This window comes from Eubacterium sp. (genome assembly GCF_057858645.1).
This window is the reverse complement of sequence record NZ_DBLZZO010000006.1, coordinates 1-16,528: the sequence shown is the minus strand read 5'-3', so window position 1 is coordinate 16,528 and position 16,528 is coordinate 1. Positions and strand designations below refer to the sequence as shown.

At 37.9% G+C, this 16,528-nt stretch carries 17 protein-coding genes and 1 pseudogene; 1 reads left to right on the top strand and 17 read right to left on the bottom strand.

What is annotated here, in order from left to right:
* Positions 1-3: 3 nt before the first annotated feature.
* Positions 4-339, top strand: a complete 336-nt coding sequence (locus ACZM4J_RS03255) for a YolD-like family protein (RefSeq protein ID WP_117999137.1) — start codon at positions 4-6, stop codon at positions 337-339.
* A 180-nt stretch (positions 340-519) separates the two neighbouring features.
* Here the strand turns inward: ACZM4J_RS03255 and ACZM4J_RS03250 are convergent, their stop codons facing one another.
* The 17 genes and pseudogenes from ACZM4J_RS03250 to ACZM4J_RS03170 all read right to left on the bottom strand — a co-directional run bounded on the left by ACZM4J_RS03250 (position 520) and on the right by ACZM4J_RS03170 (position 16,350).
* A complete protein-coding gene (locus tag ACZM4J_RS03250) occupies positions 520-2,547 on the bottom strand; it encodes an FtsX-like permease family protein (RefSeq protein ID WP_489485594.1) in 2,028 nt (675 codons plus the stop codon).
* Positions 2,534-3,166, bottom strand: a pseudogene (locus ACZM4J_RS03245) (ABC transporter ATP-binding protein); the annotation flags it as partial. The gene ACZM4J_RS03250 and the pseudogene ACZM4J_RS03245, both read right to left, overlap by 14 nt.
* A gap of 99 nt (positions 3,167-3,265) precedes the next feature.
* A complete protein-coding gene (locus ACZM4J_RS03240) occupies positions 3,266-4,540 on the bottom strand; it encodes an RES family NAD+ phosphorylase (RefSeq protein ID WP_055172460.1) in 1,275 nt (424 codons plus the stop codon).
* Positions 4,541-4,636: 96 nt separating this feature from the next.
* On the bottom strand, positions 4,637-5,215 hold the full coding sequence (locus ACZM4J_RS03235; protein ID WP_117689899.1) for a DUF4314 domain-containing protein: 579 nt from the start codon (positions 5,213-5,215) through the stop codon (positions 4,637-4,639).
* A complete protein-coding gene (locus ACZM4J_RS03230; protein ID WP_118752714.1) occupies positions 5,187-5,933 on the bottom strand; it encodes a hypothetical protein in 747 nt (248 codons plus the stop codon). Before ACZM4J_RS03230 ends, ACZM4J_RS03235 begins: the two co-directional genes overlap by 29 nt.
* Positions 5,927-6,397, bottom strand: coding sequence for a hypothetical protein (locus ACZM4J_RS03225; protein WP_117467675.1), 471 nt, complete (start codon positions 6,395-6,397; stop codon positions 5,927-5,929). The genes ACZM4J_RS03230 and ACZM4J_RS03225 overlap by 7 nt, the downstream gene beginning before the upstream one ends.
* 134 nt (positions 6,398-6,531) lie before the next feature.
* Entirely contained in the window at positions 6,532-8,106 is a 1,575-nt protein-coding gene (locus ACZM4J_RS03220; RefSeq protein ID WP_117689897.1) for a recombinase family protein, read from the bottom strand.
* Positions 8,096-9,787, bottom strand: coding sequence for a recombinase family protein (locus tag ACZM4J_RS03215; RefSeq protein ID WP_117689896.1), 1,692 nt, complete (start codon positions 9,785-9,787; stop codon positions 8,096-8,098). The genes ACZM4J_RS03220 and ACZM4J_RS03215 overlap by 11 nt, the downstream gene beginning before the upstream one ends.
* A complete protein-coding gene (locus ACZM4J_RS03210) occupies positions 9,780-11,447 on the bottom strand; it encodes a recombinase family protein (RefSeq protein ID WP_161234040.1) in 1,668 nt (555 codons plus the stop codon). The genes ACZM4J_RS03215 and ACZM4J_RS03210 overlap by 8 nt, the downstream gene beginning before the upstream one ends.
* Positions 11,448-11,597: 150 nt before the next feature.
* A complete protein-coding gene (locus ACZM4J_RS03205; RefSeq protein WP_055172445.1) occupies positions 11,598-11,852 on the bottom strand; it encodes a DUF6870 family protein in 255 nt (84 codons plus the stop codon).
* Positions 11,852-12,397, bottom strand: a complete 546-nt coding sequence (locus tag ACZM4J_RS03200) for a recombinase family protein (protein WP_182439023.1) — start codon at positions 12,395-12,397, stop codon at positions 11,852-11,854. Before ACZM4J_RS03200 ends, ACZM4J_RS03205 begins: the two co-directional genes overlap by 1 nt.
* 639 nt (positions 12,398-13,036) lie before the next feature.
* On the bottom strand, positions 13,037-13,492 hold the full coding sequence (locus tag ACZM4J_RS03195; RefSeq protein ID WP_195379929.1) for a sporulation initiation factor Spo0A C-terminal domain-containing protein: 456 nt from the start codon (positions 13,490-13,492) through the stop codon (positions 13,037-13,039).
* 26 nt (positions 13,493-13,518) lie between these two features.
* The gene (locus ACZM4J_RS03190) at positions 13,519-13,875 is read right to left on the bottom strand and encodes a helix-turn-helix domain-containing protein (RefSeq protein WP_055172436.1); all 357 of its coding nucleotides are present in this window, start codon (positions 13,873-13,875) and stop codon (positions 13,519-13,521) included.
* A gap of 264 nt (positions 13,876-14,139) precedes the next feature.
* Positions 14,140-14,721 (bottom strand): hypothetical protein, encoded by a 582-nt coding sequence (locus tag ACZM4J_RS03185; protein ID WP_055056076.1) that lies wholly within the window; start codon positions 14,719-14,721, stop codon positions 14,140-14,142.
* A gap of 5 nt (positions 14,722-14,726) precedes the next feature.
* Positions 14,727-14,906: a hypothetical protein gene (locus ACZM4J_RS03180; RefSeq protein WP_055056077.1), complete on the bottom strand. Its 180-nt coding sequence runs from the start codon at positions 14,904-14,906 to the stop codon at positions 14,727-14,729.
* A gap of 315 nt (positions 14,907-15,221) precedes the next feature.
* A complete protein-coding gene (locus ACZM4J_RS03175) occupies positions 15,222-15,833 on the bottom strand; it encodes a hypothetical protein (protein ID WP_117855214.1) in 612 nt (203 codons plus the stop codon).
* 187 nt (positions 15,834-16,020) lie between these two features.
* Positions 16,021-16,350 (bottom strand): winged helix-turn-helix domain-containing protein, encoded by a 330-nt coding sequence (locus ACZM4J_RS03170; RefSeq protein ID WP_117855217.1) that lies wholly within the window; start codon positions 16,348-16,350, stop codon positions 16,021-16,023.
* Between the last annotated feature and the right edge of the window lie 178 nt (positions 16,351-16,528).

The following is a 16,528-nucleotide window of genomic DNA, read 5'->3' as shown; positions in this document are numbered from 1 at the left end:
GTCATGCCATCTAAACCCAAACAAAAAATGCCAATAGAGGAACGTGCCAAACAGTTTATGCCTTTTTCAGCTTTAAAAGGTCTTGAGGAAGCCTTAGCTTCCAAAGAGAAAATCATCGTTCCAAAAAAAGAACTTACACAGGACTATGCCGAAGAACTTAATCTTAAACTTAAAAGTTTAAAAGCAGGTTCTATTATAACAGTTGTCTACTACTGCAAAGAGGAATATATCAAACTTACAGGTATGATTGCTAAAATCAATTACGACAGCAGAATCATACAAATTGTAAACACCAAAATTCCTTTTGATGATTTACTAGACATAATAATAGCTGATTAAATGTATATTACACTAAATCTTTTAATATAATATGCATTTATCAGCCATTTTATTTACTACTTATTTTTTACCATTGGTTTATCATTTATAAATTTTATTGTCTGATATTTCTTTTACTATTATTTTCTGTCTTCTTTTCATTATTATCCTGTTTTTTAACTGAACTTTGTATTGCCTACTTTATCTTTCCTTAATAATATTTCTGCTACAGAAATATGTTATTAAGAAATACCCGCCGTAAATTAAAACTAAAACAACTGCAGTTAATATAATTGAACCAAGCAAACCAACTTTTCCAAAGGTTGCTAAAATTGTTGTAGCAAATTTCAAGCCTACAACAGAATGAATAATGGCAATAATTAGTGGAAACATAAAATATATTCCAATCTGTTTAAATAATGCCCTGTTAATCATTTTGTCATCTGTACCTAATTTTCTTAGCATTAAATAACGCTCTTTATTGTCTGTTGACTCAGATAATTCCTTTAATGCAAGTATTGCTGCTGATGAAATCAGAAAAATACTTCCTAAATACATGCCAATAAATGTAACTATGGCTCCAATCCCGATACATGCTTCTGCTACATCCATTTTTGTATTTATCGAAATCATATTGTAAGTTTTCTTACCCATTATTTTGGTTATCCGGTCATTGTTTTTTATTATTTCATCCTTTGGTGCTGTATTGTACTTTCCTACTAAAGTACTGTCATATACTTCTGCATTTTTAAGTGCAATGTCAGGCAATACAATGATACCCGAATTTTCTTCATTACCTGATAAATTAACAAATCCATATTTGCACTCTCTATATAGGGGAGAATATTCCTTTCCACCTAATTTAATTTTCTCACCATTTTTCAACGCAATGTTTCTTAATTGAACCATTCCCTGAAAGTTTGCTACAACAAGATATTGATTTTCTTTTAGTTTAAAAGTCTTTTGTCCATAAAGTTTTGCCACCTTGTTATAGTCACTTATTTTCATTATATCTTCCTGACTATTTAAAGTTATTCCCTTATATGTTTTTGCTATTTCATTATAGCTGTTTCCAACAACATCTCTTAAAGTAAGCTTCTGTGTCTTATAAGTATCATATTCCACATATTCCCTAAACTCATCTTCTATCTTACAGCCAGCGCTTTCCAATATGCTCTTTACCTTCACCTGCTTATTATTTATAACATCATTTTTTACTTCTTTTCCAACAGTAATTTGAACATCCGCCGGGCACATTTTCTGAATATTTTCTGATAAAGAATTTTTAATTGAAAATGCACTTGATAAAACGCAAATTGTTACAAAAAGCATAATGCATATAATAGTCATCTGAACAACTGTTGTATTTATTTTGCTACTTATCTGTCGTAAAACAAAACTATTTAAACCTTTGTAATATGTGCTTTTTTTCGCCATTACAATTTTAAGTATTAGTCCCGATACTGACCAGAAAAACAGCAATGTGCCAACAATTCCAAGCATTATTGGAATTAAAATATCCATTGAACTTTCTAATTCATTAACGCCAACGGTTACTAAATAATATGCTCTACCTAAAACTACGCATGAAATAATGAAAACCATTATACATACAATAGAATTTTTGTTTTTTATTTTTTCATTTCTTTTTCTTCCATTTAGCAAATCTATAAGTTTGCATTTACCAATTGTCCATGTATTAAATACCATTACAAAAACATACATTATGCCAAAATATATTAGTGTTTTTATACAAGCACTTCTTGAAAATACAAATTCAAACTTGCGCATGTCTGCCTCAAACATATTTGCCACAACTATGCTCATTAATTGAGAAAATGCTGTGCCAATAACCAACCCAACTATAAGGGATATTATACCAATTATCAGTGTTTCAAAGAAAAGTACAAGAGATATTTTTCTTTTTCCCATACCTAAAGTCAAATAAACTCCAAACTCCTTATTTCTTCTTTTTATTAAAAAAATAGAAGCGTATATTATTAAACAGCCTAATATAATTGACACAAAAACACTTACACCTGAAAGCATGCCTGTCATTAATTTTATAATATCAGATGTGTTTTTAGAAACATCCAGCATTACTGTTTGTGAATCAATGGCATTAAACACGTAAAATATAGCCACACCTAATATAAGAGTAAAAAAATAGATGGCATAATCTTTTATACTCTTTGCTATGTTTTTCGCCGAGAGTTTAAAGAGCATCATTTAAATCTCCCCCTAACATTGTAACTACATTGATTATTTCATTAAAAAATTCTTTTCTACTTCTATCTCCTTTTACAATTTCGTTAAAAATTTTGCCATCCTTAATGAAAATAACTCTTGAACTGTAGCTTGCTGAAAAAGCATCATGCGTAACCATTAATATTGTTGCCTGCAATAAATTATTCAAATACTCAAATCTTTCTAATAACATTCTTGAAGATTTAGAATCTAGAGCCCCTGTTGGTTCATCTGCCAAAATAAGTTTTGGATCATTAATAATTGCCCTTGCACTGGCTACTCTCTGTTTCTGTCCTCCTGACATTTCATAAGGATATTTATTTAAAATATCTTCAATTCCTAAGTCGTAAGCTACTTTTTTTACTTTTAAATTGATTTCCTTATACTTTTCATTTTGAATGGACAATGCTAATGCAATGTTCTCATAAGCTGTTAAAGTATCAAGCAAATTAAAGTCCTGAAAAATAAAACCAAGTTCCTCTCTTCTAAACTTATTTAACTCCTTTGACTTTAAGGCTGTTATGTCCTGACCTGCAACATAAATATGACCTGCTGTTACTTTATCAATTGTTGAGATACAATTAAGCAAAGTTGTTTTTCCCTATCCTGTCAAGTAATATCCAAAAAAAATATTGAATTTACACAAAAAGAAAGACTGCCTATTTCAGCAATCTTTCATAATAGTTTGAGTTAATCAGAATTACTCGTCTTTTAAAACAATTTTCTTCTCCACTCGATATTTAACTCCATCTTGAAAAACATAATTGTATTCCAGCTTCTGAATATCAAACCAGTCCGTAAAATATGTCAATTTAGGATAAGTATCCCATAAATATTCATCTATATAATCATATCCATCAGAACTGTACTCCATGTTTGGCCCACAAAAAAATACATAACTTTTTCCTCTCCCTACACTGCTATTAAAACATATTCCGTCATATCCTAGGCTTCTTATATATTCTGCTATAACCTGAGTTGCTACATATTCATAGGAATGATCCTCTTTTTTATCATCCACTGGAGAGGTTATCTCTTTAATAAATGCATCAAGAAAATTATTTATCCAACGTAAATCATGATCATATTCTTCGCTGAATATACTTTTGGTAGTAACAAAAGCAACTTGAGAAAAATCAATAATTGTCAATTCTTCTTTTAATACATATTCAGCAACCATTACTGTTGCATCTTTATATCGACATTCTTTATATGCCGTTTCTCTATCTGATGCAACATATAGATATGAAATACCTGCTGGACTCATTCTATTTGTTGTTGCATATTTAGGGGGTGCAGGAGCCATTTCTTTGTAAACCCCTGCATAATCCAGATCATGTAATTTCTCATCGTTCAATTTCCTTGCTCGATAATAAATCGTTCCTGCTTTTATAACAGTATCATATTCTAAAATATATGGTACTAATTCTTTTAAATAATCTCTTCTCTGGCAATCCTTATCTATATCAAAGAATCTATTATAGTATTTTGTAATATACTTGAAAAATTCCCATGTATAATACATTTTTGTTGCCTCAAGGCCATATAAATCATCTTTAAGTACCAAATTACAATTATCTATATCTTCAAATACATCTGATTCCCCTTGCTTTTTTTCTTCAAAACTTAACCCTGAATCTGAAAATATATCTTCCAATATAGTCGTATCTATAACAGCCTCGTTTAAAACATTTTCTTCTTCTACTAAAATATCTCTGATTGAATAAGGAGCTACACTCCTTCCTGTCCGATTGCAATATTGTTTCTCTTCTGAGTCCCAATACGCCCCTGTACCATTTTCTATATCTTCATACGCTTTTTTTAAACACTCTCGGATATAGGCTCCTATTTCTCCTGTAGAAATAATATTTACTCCATTGGAATTACAATAATCACATTTTCCTACATTCCTCTCCGATAAGATATATTCTTTTAAATACTTATTAGAAAAACATTTTTCACAGCAATACCTCATATCGTTCCCCCGATATTCTTATAAATTTTATTTATATCTTATCAAATATTACTAATCATCACAATCTTATTTATTTCTACTATCCTTGTTCTCAATCTACCGCTGTTTCTGTTGCATTTGAAAGACAAATTTTCCTTTAATATCCTGTCCCTGCATTTCCATCTTTTTTATAAAGATGTGCTGCTGGCTGTCAGTTTCATATTGAATTGCCACACCAAGACCCTTCTTCATAAATGCGGCAACTCCCATATCTACAAAAACCTCCTGCCCTTCTTTCTTCTGAAAACTGATTTTAGGAAAAACCCCTGATAATTTTTCCATAACATACCGTTCCATTTTTTCCAAGCTCTCAAATGGCATAGCCTGTATCCTTTGTAATATCTCCTGCAAACGTTCCTCTCTCATAACACATTTGCAATGATCTACACCAAACACCATAGCAAGGCTGTATCCACAATCCCAGGATACATGTATCTGTCCGCCATCATCTACAAACTGTACAGTTCCTAAATCACCGGGGCTCAGTTTTACATACGGATCAGCTTCCATATCTTCCAACTCTACCCGACACCCCGGTGGGTACATATTTCTTAACACAATTCTTTCCGCATTACTTATCACTGTTTTCTTCCTTTCTCCAATCCGGCTACCGTCCCAAAGACTTCTCTGGAACATTTCCCTCCAACAAATACTCTCTTTCTTTATTCCATTCCAGCACCTTTTCCATAGCAGCTTCCAATTGGTCTTCTGTCGGTTCTCTTGTATAGGTTCTATATTCCTGAAAATATTCTTCCAAGGTGTTCTGCTGTATCTCCAGTTCCTCTTTATCATAACAATCCGGCTCTTCCAGATCCTTCAACTCCTGCAAGATTTCCCAGCATTCCAAAACACTGTCTATCTCCCGCATTTCAAGCAGATAAGATAAAAATGTTTCCTCTGGCATAATACTGAAATAGCACCGGTCAAACCATTGCTCAATATACATGCGTTCATCAGAACCATTGGTATGTGTACCACAAATCAAATCTGCAACAAAGTTTTCAAACAGTTCACCGATTGACAGCCCAACTTTTCCAGACTTCCTACAGAGTTCTTCTACTTCGTCTTGATATAACCTGATAGAAATGGTCCGCTGCAGGCTTTTTTCATAGGGCTCTATATCCTCCCCTGCCTCACAAAAATGCAGATGGGTATCCATATAAATGTCTTCCATATCGCAAAATCTCCGGCTCATTGCTACATAGTCTTTATTTTTCAAATCCCACTCCAGCCGGTAATGATGTTCTCTTGCGTGTTCTTCTAAGTCTTTTCTTATGATGTTTCTGGTCGCTTCCGGCAGTTCTGCAATAAAAATGCTTGTATCCGGAACCGCCAATACTCTTTCTTTTACCACATTTGTCCTCCCTGTTTGTAAGCATTCCTTGCCACTGGCTGATTCCCCAGTACATCCATATAGAGGATAATTCCCTGCGGGTCCAGATGTACGGTAATAAATTTCTGTATTTCCTGTAACAGATCATGATCAGAAAACCCAGCCTGACAGCCTATAAAATTCCTGATTTTTTCTACAATATCCTGTTTCCGGAACTCTTGCAATACCAGAATCGGAATCGTGTGCTGACCTCCCATAGCATCATAGGGCAACGCTTTCCGCAATTCTTCCAAGAGATACCTGTAATAATCAACTACCACCTGGTCTGTTTTCCACGCTTTTTCCTTACAATCCCGGAGTAAAAAATCATACTCTTTTTTTGCCTGTTCCATTTCTTTCAGAATTTCTACTGCTTCCACAGAACAATATCCTTTCTCTTCTATCAGTTCCATCAGTTCTTCCATAGAATATGTTTCAAGATACATGGCTCTTCCCCCATCTTCTTTGCCAAATTTTCTCCTAATACAAAGAAGAGGAAGACACCGTAGCGTTTTCCTCCTCTTTTATGAAATCTTCTTCTCTACTGGAATCCAAGACAATAAGCTCTCCCGGTTCTTTCTTATCCTATTGCTTCCAGAAATTCGTCCCTGTATTTCCATACAATTTCAATATGTTCCGGATCATAAAAATTTATGACTTCAATCAGCTCATGCAGAACTTCATAAGACAGCTCTTCCAATCCCTTATATTTTACAAAAAGTTGCAGTCCCTCTGATTTCTCCTTTTGTTTTTTCTCCTCCCCTTTTAAAATTCTTGCTTCTATCTCCTGTATCTTTTGCTGATAAACTGCTGTCTTCTCCATACAGGTTTGTTTTCGTGCCAGGTAATCTTTCAAAGAAATCTGTTCTTCTGCATATTGTTCATACAGTTCCATTTTCTCCTGTTTACGAAGCGCCAGCTTCTTTTCATATTGCTTTTTTCGATATCGGAGTTTCGGAATATTCAAAGTCTGATTGGCTTTCTTTAACTGCTTTATGGTATCCTCTGCAAGGGTTACCTGCTGTCTTATCATAATTAGCACCAGTTCTTCCAACTCTTTCTGCTTATATTTCTTTGGATAACAGGAAGCATTGGGGGCTGTCGTAACACTTTTACAATAAATCGGCTTTTCTTTGTATTCTGTCCGTATCCGCATTTTCCGACCACAATGTCCGCAACGGATCAAACCTGAAAAAATATTCTCAGAAGACGGTGTCCGCCCATAATATTTTCTGTCCTTCTGTACCATGTCCTGGATCTTCTGAAGCTCCTGCTCCGTTACAATCGCTTCGTGTCCTCCTTTTACGCAAATCCAATCCTCTCTTGAAATATATCGGTACTCTCTTTTTGACGGAACCCTGGTTTCTGTTTTCCCTCTTACCGTCAGTCCTGCATAAACCGGATTAAACAAAATCAGCTTTACTAAATTTCCGTCCCAGAATTTCACAGATTTCTTTGCTTCCGGCGCCCAGCCTTTCCTTTGAAGGTATACGGTAGGTGTTTCAACTTCTTTTTTATTCAGGTCCCTGGCAATGTCTGCATAGGTCTTTCCTTCCAACCTTTGGTCGAAAATCCCCCTTACAACGGAAGCTGCCTCCATATCCAGATGAAGTTTTGTATGAACACCGTCATGGAAGCAATATCCGTATGTTGGGATTGAACCATGATATTGTCCCATTTCAGCCTGTTTCCTCATAACTTTTTTGATATTGTTGGAACAAATCTGGGGATAAATCCCATTGATCAGGTTCTTAAATTTAATCTCCGTATCCTTTCTTTCGGAAGGTTTCTGGCTGCTGTCATAAAAATCATTGATTGAAATGAAACGCACCCCAAGGAACGGAAATATTTTTTCGATATAGTTTTGTGTTTCTATGGTATCCCTTCCCAGGCGGCTCAAATCTTTGACAATGATACAGATTCGTTTTCTCCTGGTAATCAGCCCCATCATGCGCTTAAATTCCGGGCGGTCAAACGTTGTACCGCTGTAACCGTCATCTACAAAGAAGAAAAACTTTGCCCCTGCAAACTCCGGCTGGTTTTCTACAAAGTGCTGAATTAAAAGCCTTTGATTTTTAATGCTGTTGCTTTCCTCCATTTTTTCTTTATCATCTCTGGAAAGACGCAGATAAGCAAAAACAAAATCACACTGCATACGGAAGACCTCCTTCCATATTGTCTAGTTCTTTTTCCAGCTCCTTTTCAAATAAATCCCCAAACCAGAACACGATTTCCACATAGTCTTTGGAATATACCGTAATCTTTTCAATAAAGCGGTCCGCAATTCCTTTCTCTATCTTCTGAAATCTTTGGTACTTTAGAAGTTCCTCTGTCCAATCCATTCTTGCCTTCACCTGATCTAACAGGTGCTGTCCACGAAGCTGTATCTGCTTCATATTCTGCCTGGCTGCTTGCTGTTCTTCCTGATAGATTGATTTAATCTCCTGATATTCCTTGCAGTCCAACAGCCCGGTAGCATAATGCTCAAACAAGGTTTCCAGTTTTCTTCCATATTTCTCATACTTCTGTCTGGCATTTTTTATTTTTTCTGCTACCTCCTGCTCCAGCTTTTGATAAAACTCTGCACCATAGGTTTTCTTACTTTCTACAGCAAGCTGGATCTGGTAGCGGAGTGCTGCCTTGACTGCCTGATTGATGTAAATTTCATTCACCGTCCGGAAACATTCCGTATGATCTGTAAGGGAAAAGGAAGGGCATTTATAAACCATATATTTGTGTTTCTCATTACCTCCGCTCCTGCTTCTTCCAAGACGTCTTCCGCAATGCCCGCAGAAAATCCTTCCCTTAAAAGGGCCATCTGCCCCCTGTTTTTCTTTTGGGTTTGCAGCCCAGTTATCCAACGTATCTTTCCAGCGTTCCTTTGCAATTTCCTGTGCTTTCTCATAAATCGCCCGTTCCACAACTGCTTCCCAGGCATTTTCACACACTTCCCACTGCTCTTTTGGTATCATCTGAAGGGGAATATTCTGCGCAAGCATCTGTTTTGTTTTCCCATAAACAGCAGCACCTATATAAACGGGGTTCTGTAAAATCTTCCTGATACCGTCTGATCTCCATAACCGCCTTTTTTCCGGCTCCTTTCCCTGTTTCCTTTTCTGGTAGCTGTCCTCCGGTCCTAATACCTTTTTACCATTCAGTTCCCTTGCTATATCATAGCTTGACATTTCTTCAAACACATACCAGTAAAAAATCTGCCGGATTATTTCTGCTTCCTCTGGTTCCGGCACCAGCTTCTTACTGTTTTCCTCTGCTCTTTGGTATCCATAAGGAGGTCTGGAACCCCAAAACTCTCCCCGTTCCCTGGACAGCCGGTGCGCCTGTACCAGTTTCTCTGAAACTTCCCTGGCATAATAATCATTCATAAAGTGTTTCAAAATATTGGTGGTCCTGTTTTCTACACAAGCTGGGTTTGCGCTGTCATATTCGTCCATAACGGAAATAAACCGGATATTTAAGGTTGGGAAAATCACATCAATCAAATCTACAGCATCTAAGGCGTCCCTTCCAAACCGGGCAAAATCCTTTACAATGATGCAGTCAACCTTTTTATTTGCCACATCTTCCATCAACTCTTCAAATGCGTCCCTTTGGAACGTTGTACCTGTCACACCATTATCCGCATAGACTTTTACCACCAGCATTTCCGGGTGTTTCTTTGCGTAGTCTTCACAGATCTGTTTTTGGATATAAATGGAATCTCTTCTGCCATGCCCTCCGTCCTTTTCGGAAAGCCTTACATAAATATAGGTTCTCAGATACTTAACTTCCGGCTTACTGTTTTGTCTTTTCTGTCCTCTTTTGCTTACCTTAGGCACTTGCTTCCGCCCCCTTTCCTTTCAGGAAGGCTTCCACACGCTGATCCGGCTTTGTCCTGTTTACTGTTTCCAGCAGTCCCAATACCTTTTCAAATTCATCTTCAAACCAAAAATGAATGATAATGCGCTTCTGCTCATATACCTCAATCCGTTTGACCAGATTTACCAGCATTAAGCGGTCCACTTCCGTCCGGTCCCGGTATTCCAGAAAATATTCCAGCCACTCCTGCTGTTTTTCAAGGGTTTCCTGCAAGTTTCGGATTTCCCTTTGCTGGCACTCCATTGCCTGCCGGATTTCCTCTAAAGACTGGTCATACTTTGCTTTGAAGGTTTCAAATTCTGTCCGGTCCAGGATTTCTTCTGCAAAACTGTCATACAGTTTTACTTTAATGTTTAAAATTCTCTGGCTCTCCTTTTCCAGCATCTCCAGTTTTTTGTCTTCTTCCAAAAGCCGCTGTCTTGGGATTGAGGCAGTTTTTACATACGCCAGTATCTCCTTCAACTCCACCAGAACAGAAATATAATGCAGGATTGCTTCTGTCACAGCCCCTACCAGTTTTTTCTCACTGATACTATGGGAACTGCACTGCTTTTCATAAAGGGACGTCGAACATACATAATAGTGGTGGACTTTATCTGGGCTTTTCAGTACCATGCTTTCTTTACAGTCCCCACATTTTACCAGGCCTGAAAGAAGCGCCAGCCCCTTTGCACCCCTCATGGTATCCATTTTCATCAGGTTACCTACCACTTCATATTGGTGTCTGTTGATAACCGGCTCAAAGGCATTTTCATACCGTATCCACTCAGCTTCCTCTTTGTGGATCACAACCTTTACTTTATGGTTTGGCGTTGTGGTTTTTCCCTGTATCAACACTCCGGTGTAGCGTTCATCAAGAAGGATACGGCGCACCATAGTTGGCATCCAGATCGGTTTTTCCGTCAGACGGAACCCTGTCTTTAATTTCTGTTTTAAATATACCTGCTTATACCGAAGGGGCGTCAAGATCCCACGCCGGTTTAATTCTTCGGATATATCCGTTAGGCTGCAGCCCTGCATTTTCATGTGGTAAATATCCCGTACAACCGAAGCTGCCACTTCGTCCATAACTAGCTTATGTTTATCCTCTTCGGATTTCAGATAACCATAAAAAGCAAAAGGCGCTACACACTGCCCGGCTGTCATTTTGACATACAAATGAGAACGCACACTTTTGGAAGTATCCGCAGGATAAAGGTCATTGATTAAACTTTTAAATCTCAGGGTAAGGAAATCACGATTTGGCGTGAGGCTGTCATAATTGTCATTGACAAGGATCAGGCGCACACCCATTTTCGGCAGGATACGTTCCACATACTGTAAAACACCGGAAAAGTCCCTTCCATAACGGGAAAGGTCTTTGACAATAATACAGTCTGCTTCCCCCTCTTCCAGCATACGCAGCATTTCCTGAAAACCGGGGCGGTTAAAGTTTGTGCCGGTATATCCATCATCTACACATTCTTTTACCACCTGAATTTCAGGGTGGCTCTTTAAGAAGCTATGGATTAGTATCCTCTGGTTTGATATGCTGTCGCTTTCCCTGTTATCACCATCTTCGTCAGAAAGGCGTAGGTAAACAACCGCACGATAGATTTTTTTAAGTATTTGATTCTTCATTGTATTCGCTCCTATCATTTAGATTCGTCAGCCGATTCCCTAAATGATAGAGGCTACTGGGTCCTTGCCATCATCCTACCATAGTCCAGAAGGTTTGTCCACCCTGTAATCTGCCAACAATCCGCTTTCTTCCCTATCCCTGTCGTAGCTTTACCATTTCATCTGCACAAGGCTTTGCATGGCTTCCTCTATGGTACGGTTGGTAGAAGCAAACCCAATCTTTATGGTGATCCCTTTATATTTCAGAAAATAAGGGTTCTTTCCGGACTCCAGGATTTCCCGGACCTTCTCCGGTTTGCTTTTTTTTACATCAATCTTCAGTTTCTCTACATCTTGTATCTCTTTCGGGTCAATGTCCTCAAACGTCATTTCCCGCATCTTCAGCAGTTCTTCCCGCGAGAACATTATATCCCTTCCCTGGTACAGCAACTGCACAGATACGCATCTAAGTCCTGCTCAAATTGTTCCTGTTTCTCCCAGGTGTGCATTAAATATTGTTTCAGTCTGGCATAATCTAAAATCCCATAACCGATACAGTCTATCTGCACCTGGAAAGCCTGGAGCAGTTCCATAGTCTGTAAAATTTCCTCCGGACAATAGGATAACCTGCTAAGCCCGGATACCACAATCACGTCAATCATGCCTTTTCCTGCAAGCACTGCCAGCCTCTGCCAGTTTTCTTTTTCTATGGAATTACCACACCCTACACCTTCCAGGATCGTAACTACATGGTATGTCTGCTGTTCACAGTAATGCAGGCTTTTTTCTTTTTCATAATACAAAAGCCCGGCACAGGGAATGGGAATATCCAGATACACTGCTGCACGCTGGGGAATATTCCTATTTTCTATCTCTTCTTTTCCTTTGCAGATCCATGTAGGAAACAGCATTCCTCCATGAAAGATCTCTTTATCTTCTGAAAACAGTTTCTGTAACCTCTCTCTCTTCATTGCTCTGCCTCCTCTTTCTTTTGCTCCTGTTTTCATTCCAGGACTATGAGGAAACCTGTTGTTTCCCCATAGCCCTAAAATGAACCTGTTTCACACACCATACCGGCAGGGCTTTCCCTGCCAGCATGATTTTTTTATTTTCTCACCCCGGTGTGAACGGGAGCATGTAGAACCGGCCCGGCTGGCCGCCTGACACCCTGCAGCCCCCTTTCCCGCTGCAGCATGTCCCAGACGCTACCCTGGTTGCAGTGTTTTTATGCAAAGGTATCATTATCATCCGGCTTTCAGGCTGCCTGCCACCAACAGCCTATGTCTGGGCGCTGCTCACACTTTTCCTTCATCTTCTACGATTCCTTGTTTGATCCGCTTCTTTTCTGCCTTACCTGCTGCCACTGCGGACAAATGTATCTTCGCACAGCTCATGACCCTGCATCACACAAAATAGAATGTGCCGAAATGTTTTGTGTCCTTTAAGATATTTCTATATTTTAGCGTCAGAAATGACACGTTTGTTTCAAAAAAATATCACCATACCGATATTCAGTTTTCAAGGTTCTCTCCGGCTGAAAACATCAGCCTGCCAAAAGACACCATAACCCTGATGTGTTTTGGCAGACTGTTTTCTGTCTGCATTTCTCTTTATTTCTTTAACCGGATAATCATATCTGCCCAGAATTCTGTGTATGCCTGCCGCATTAACTCCAGAAGCCGGGCTTCGGTAATTCCTGTAATTACATTTTCTTCTTTCTTTTCCGGTTTTGGTTCCTGTACTTCCAGTGCTTCTTCCCGTATTTTCATCGTAAGCATGGATAAGGAAGGGGAATTGGCACAGTTAATAAAACCGATATAATGGTTCACCACATCATAATCACCTCTGCAGCTTCGGACAATATCAAACGCATGACGGATTGCCCGTTCTACCCGCTGCCCTGTCGTACCATTTTGCTGAGCTACCTTAAAGTACAGATATGTCGTTTTGATCTTGCTGTCTTTCTCCAGGATCAGAACACAGTCTACGATATAACCAAATCCTTTTACATTGGCTGGCATTCCCATTTTAAATAATACTGCTTCCACCTTTTCTCTTGATAACATTTCCCTTTTCCTCCCCGTTTGTATTCTCACTTCCTGCTGTCTTGCTGATATTCCTTTAGCCCCTTCTTAATTCCCTCTATGGAATAAATCAAAAGGCTGGTTTCCCATTCATTACAATCCTGTACCAGATACCAGATCTTCTCCTTCAACATCATATCTTTTTTTGCTGTCCCCATGTGTATGAAGTGTTCTTTTATGGGAATGTCCATAGCTTCCAGCAGACGGATATAGGTTTTCATCCCCATAAGTCTGGCATGTGTTTCAATCTTTGCCAGATGTGATACAGAAATATCCGCTTTCTCTGCAAGCTGCTCCTGAGTCAGTCCTCTGGCTTCCCGCAAGGCTTTTATGGCATCTGCTACAATATAAAGTTCATTCTGCATTCTTTTATCTCCTCGTTGATTACAGGCTCTATTATAATTACAAATCCTTTCCCTGGTAATGGACTATGGAGGCAAGATTTCCCTGTTTCATTACCATTTCTTTCCTTTTTTTGTTTTAGAGATTTATTATATCTGAACGCCTTGAAAACGATTTTTGCACTATTTACGAAAAAGCACTGCATTATCTCTTCATTTAGGCATAAAAAATACAGGTGACTCCTCTATTTTAGAATCACCTGCACCTTATGTATCCTTATTCTTTTTTTATAAAATTCGTAGCATCTGAATATAATTCACATTTTCTTTTTCTGATAAACGTTCTCCGAATTTCCGGAATCTGTTTTTCTCGTTCTGATAGAAATTCAATAGCTCCGGCTTTTCCTCACACTCTAAGTACACAACGCCACCGCCAATTTCACGCTGTACATGTTTAAGAATGGTCAATACCGCTTCCATCATCTTTCCGCCATCTGGAACGGGTGCGTCTTTATGCTGATAATTTTTTCCAAACTGACCGATCAGAAAAGCAGAAAGAGCATATTCATCTGTCTTCTCATTTTTTTGTGCATACCGCTGTATCTTTTTTTGCAACGTAGAAGAAAGATTTTTTCCCCAGATTTGCACTGCTTTATGTGTGATTGCAAAAATTGCCAAAACCCTGCTATACTCATCTAACAAAAGATAAGTAATGGACATCTTCCGTTTTGCGAACTCTACCGCATTATTCCGGACAAAATTTTCTATTTCTTTATTCTTCGGACACGAAAAACCGGAGAGGACATCAACTACTGACTCCTCTCCTATAAGTTCTATATAATCTAAAATATTTACAACTGCATAATACATCTCTCTTAGTTCCTTTTCCTACCCAGGAATCTGCGTAATTCTTCTACACTATCTAATATTGGAATAGACGGTGCAGAAGGTTTCCATACTGGATCTTGACTGGACTTTTCAAGTGCATCTACAAATGCTTCTGCTTTTTTCGGATCTTCAATTACAACATTGGTAAGAATACTTGATGTAGCCATATAAAAGCACCTCCTCTTCTCTTATCATTCTCTTTGTTCTAAAAAGCGGTTTTATGCTGGCTGTCAGCCGCGACACCCTTCCGAATGTCTGAAATGTCGCCGGTATCATTCAGTCCCCGGTGCGGACTCACCGTATCTCCCTGGTGTGGGCGTAATACTCTTTCGAGTATAAAATAGTCCCAATATTTACCCTGCCTAGACGCAGTACAGCTTTTACGTGCCGCTACACGAAACCTTTTGGCTTAACTATATTATATGTGATATCCTAAGAAATATCAATGGTTTCCCCAAAATTTGTATCCTGTTATAGAAGGTTCATGGTCGTTTCCATAAACTTTTTCTATAATCTGTATCCAATACTATTTTATGAAAATCCAACATTGCGTGCTCTTGCATCAGTTTCTCACCCAATTTCACAAGAGGATTGGTTTCCCATTCCGGATTAATTCCTGTTTGATGAAAGTATCTTGCATAAGCAAATCCCTCCGCTACCGCATCTGAATTTTCAAATACTCCCACCATTGCATCTGTAAACTGTACAATGATTGAGTTTCCAAAAATACCCTGCAATTCTTCCGCATTCGCATCATCATATTTCTCTACATCAAAAAATAAAGAGAAATCATACGTATTCTCTTTTCCGTCTTCTGTTTCATAAGAAATGGTTCCAAAAATATCTCCCTTGCCAGACGGAAGTTCGATTGACTCTGAAAGCTCTAATTCATATTCAATACCATTGAATACTGTCGTTGCTTCAAACATTTGTGATATACAGGTACCTTCTTTTTCATAAATATCTTTTTGTAAAAAGGAAATAGGATTATACTCCATATTTTCCCATATCTGTTTTCCTTCCACTGTCCGTTTACACAAGAAATCTAAAAGCAACATCATTGTTTCCTGATCTATTTCTTCATATACGTTCATAGTCAGCCTCCTTTTTCTTTGGATAGTCCACAAAAGCTCTGTAAGAGTTTATCTCAATTTCTAGTTACAACGTGATATTTAGTCAAATGACGTATGTACGCGCCTTCTTATAGTTGCCAATATTATATGGCGTATCTCCCAAAAATTCAATCAGAATATACAAACTTTTACTCACACTATCCTGCCTTTACATCTTTTTTAGTCTATACCCTACATTGATCAATGTTTCTATAATATCATGCCCCATCTTTTTTCGTATCTTCCATACTACGTGTTCCACTGTTTTGTACGGAATCTGATCATCATAATAATTACTCTCCCAGACCGAACAATAGATATTCTTCTTTGGAATAACCCAATTTGGTCTTTGTGCTAAAAGATACAGAACTTCAAATTCCCTGGGAGCTAAGCTGATTTCTTTTTCTTCATAAATAACAGTATATGACATGGGATCAAGTTGAAATTTACCATTTCCTAATACAATTTCAGATTTATGTTCTGGAAAAATATTTTGCATCTATAAATTCTCCTATTTATGTCTTCATATTACTAAGTTGATATATTCATTTAAAACGGTTATAATTCAACTTCACTTAAAATACCATAAAGAACAGCACTTACTTCAAAGGAGTCACCTAGATCCAAAAATTCTATTGTACCATTATATTTTTCCACTACCCTTGTAACACTATGTA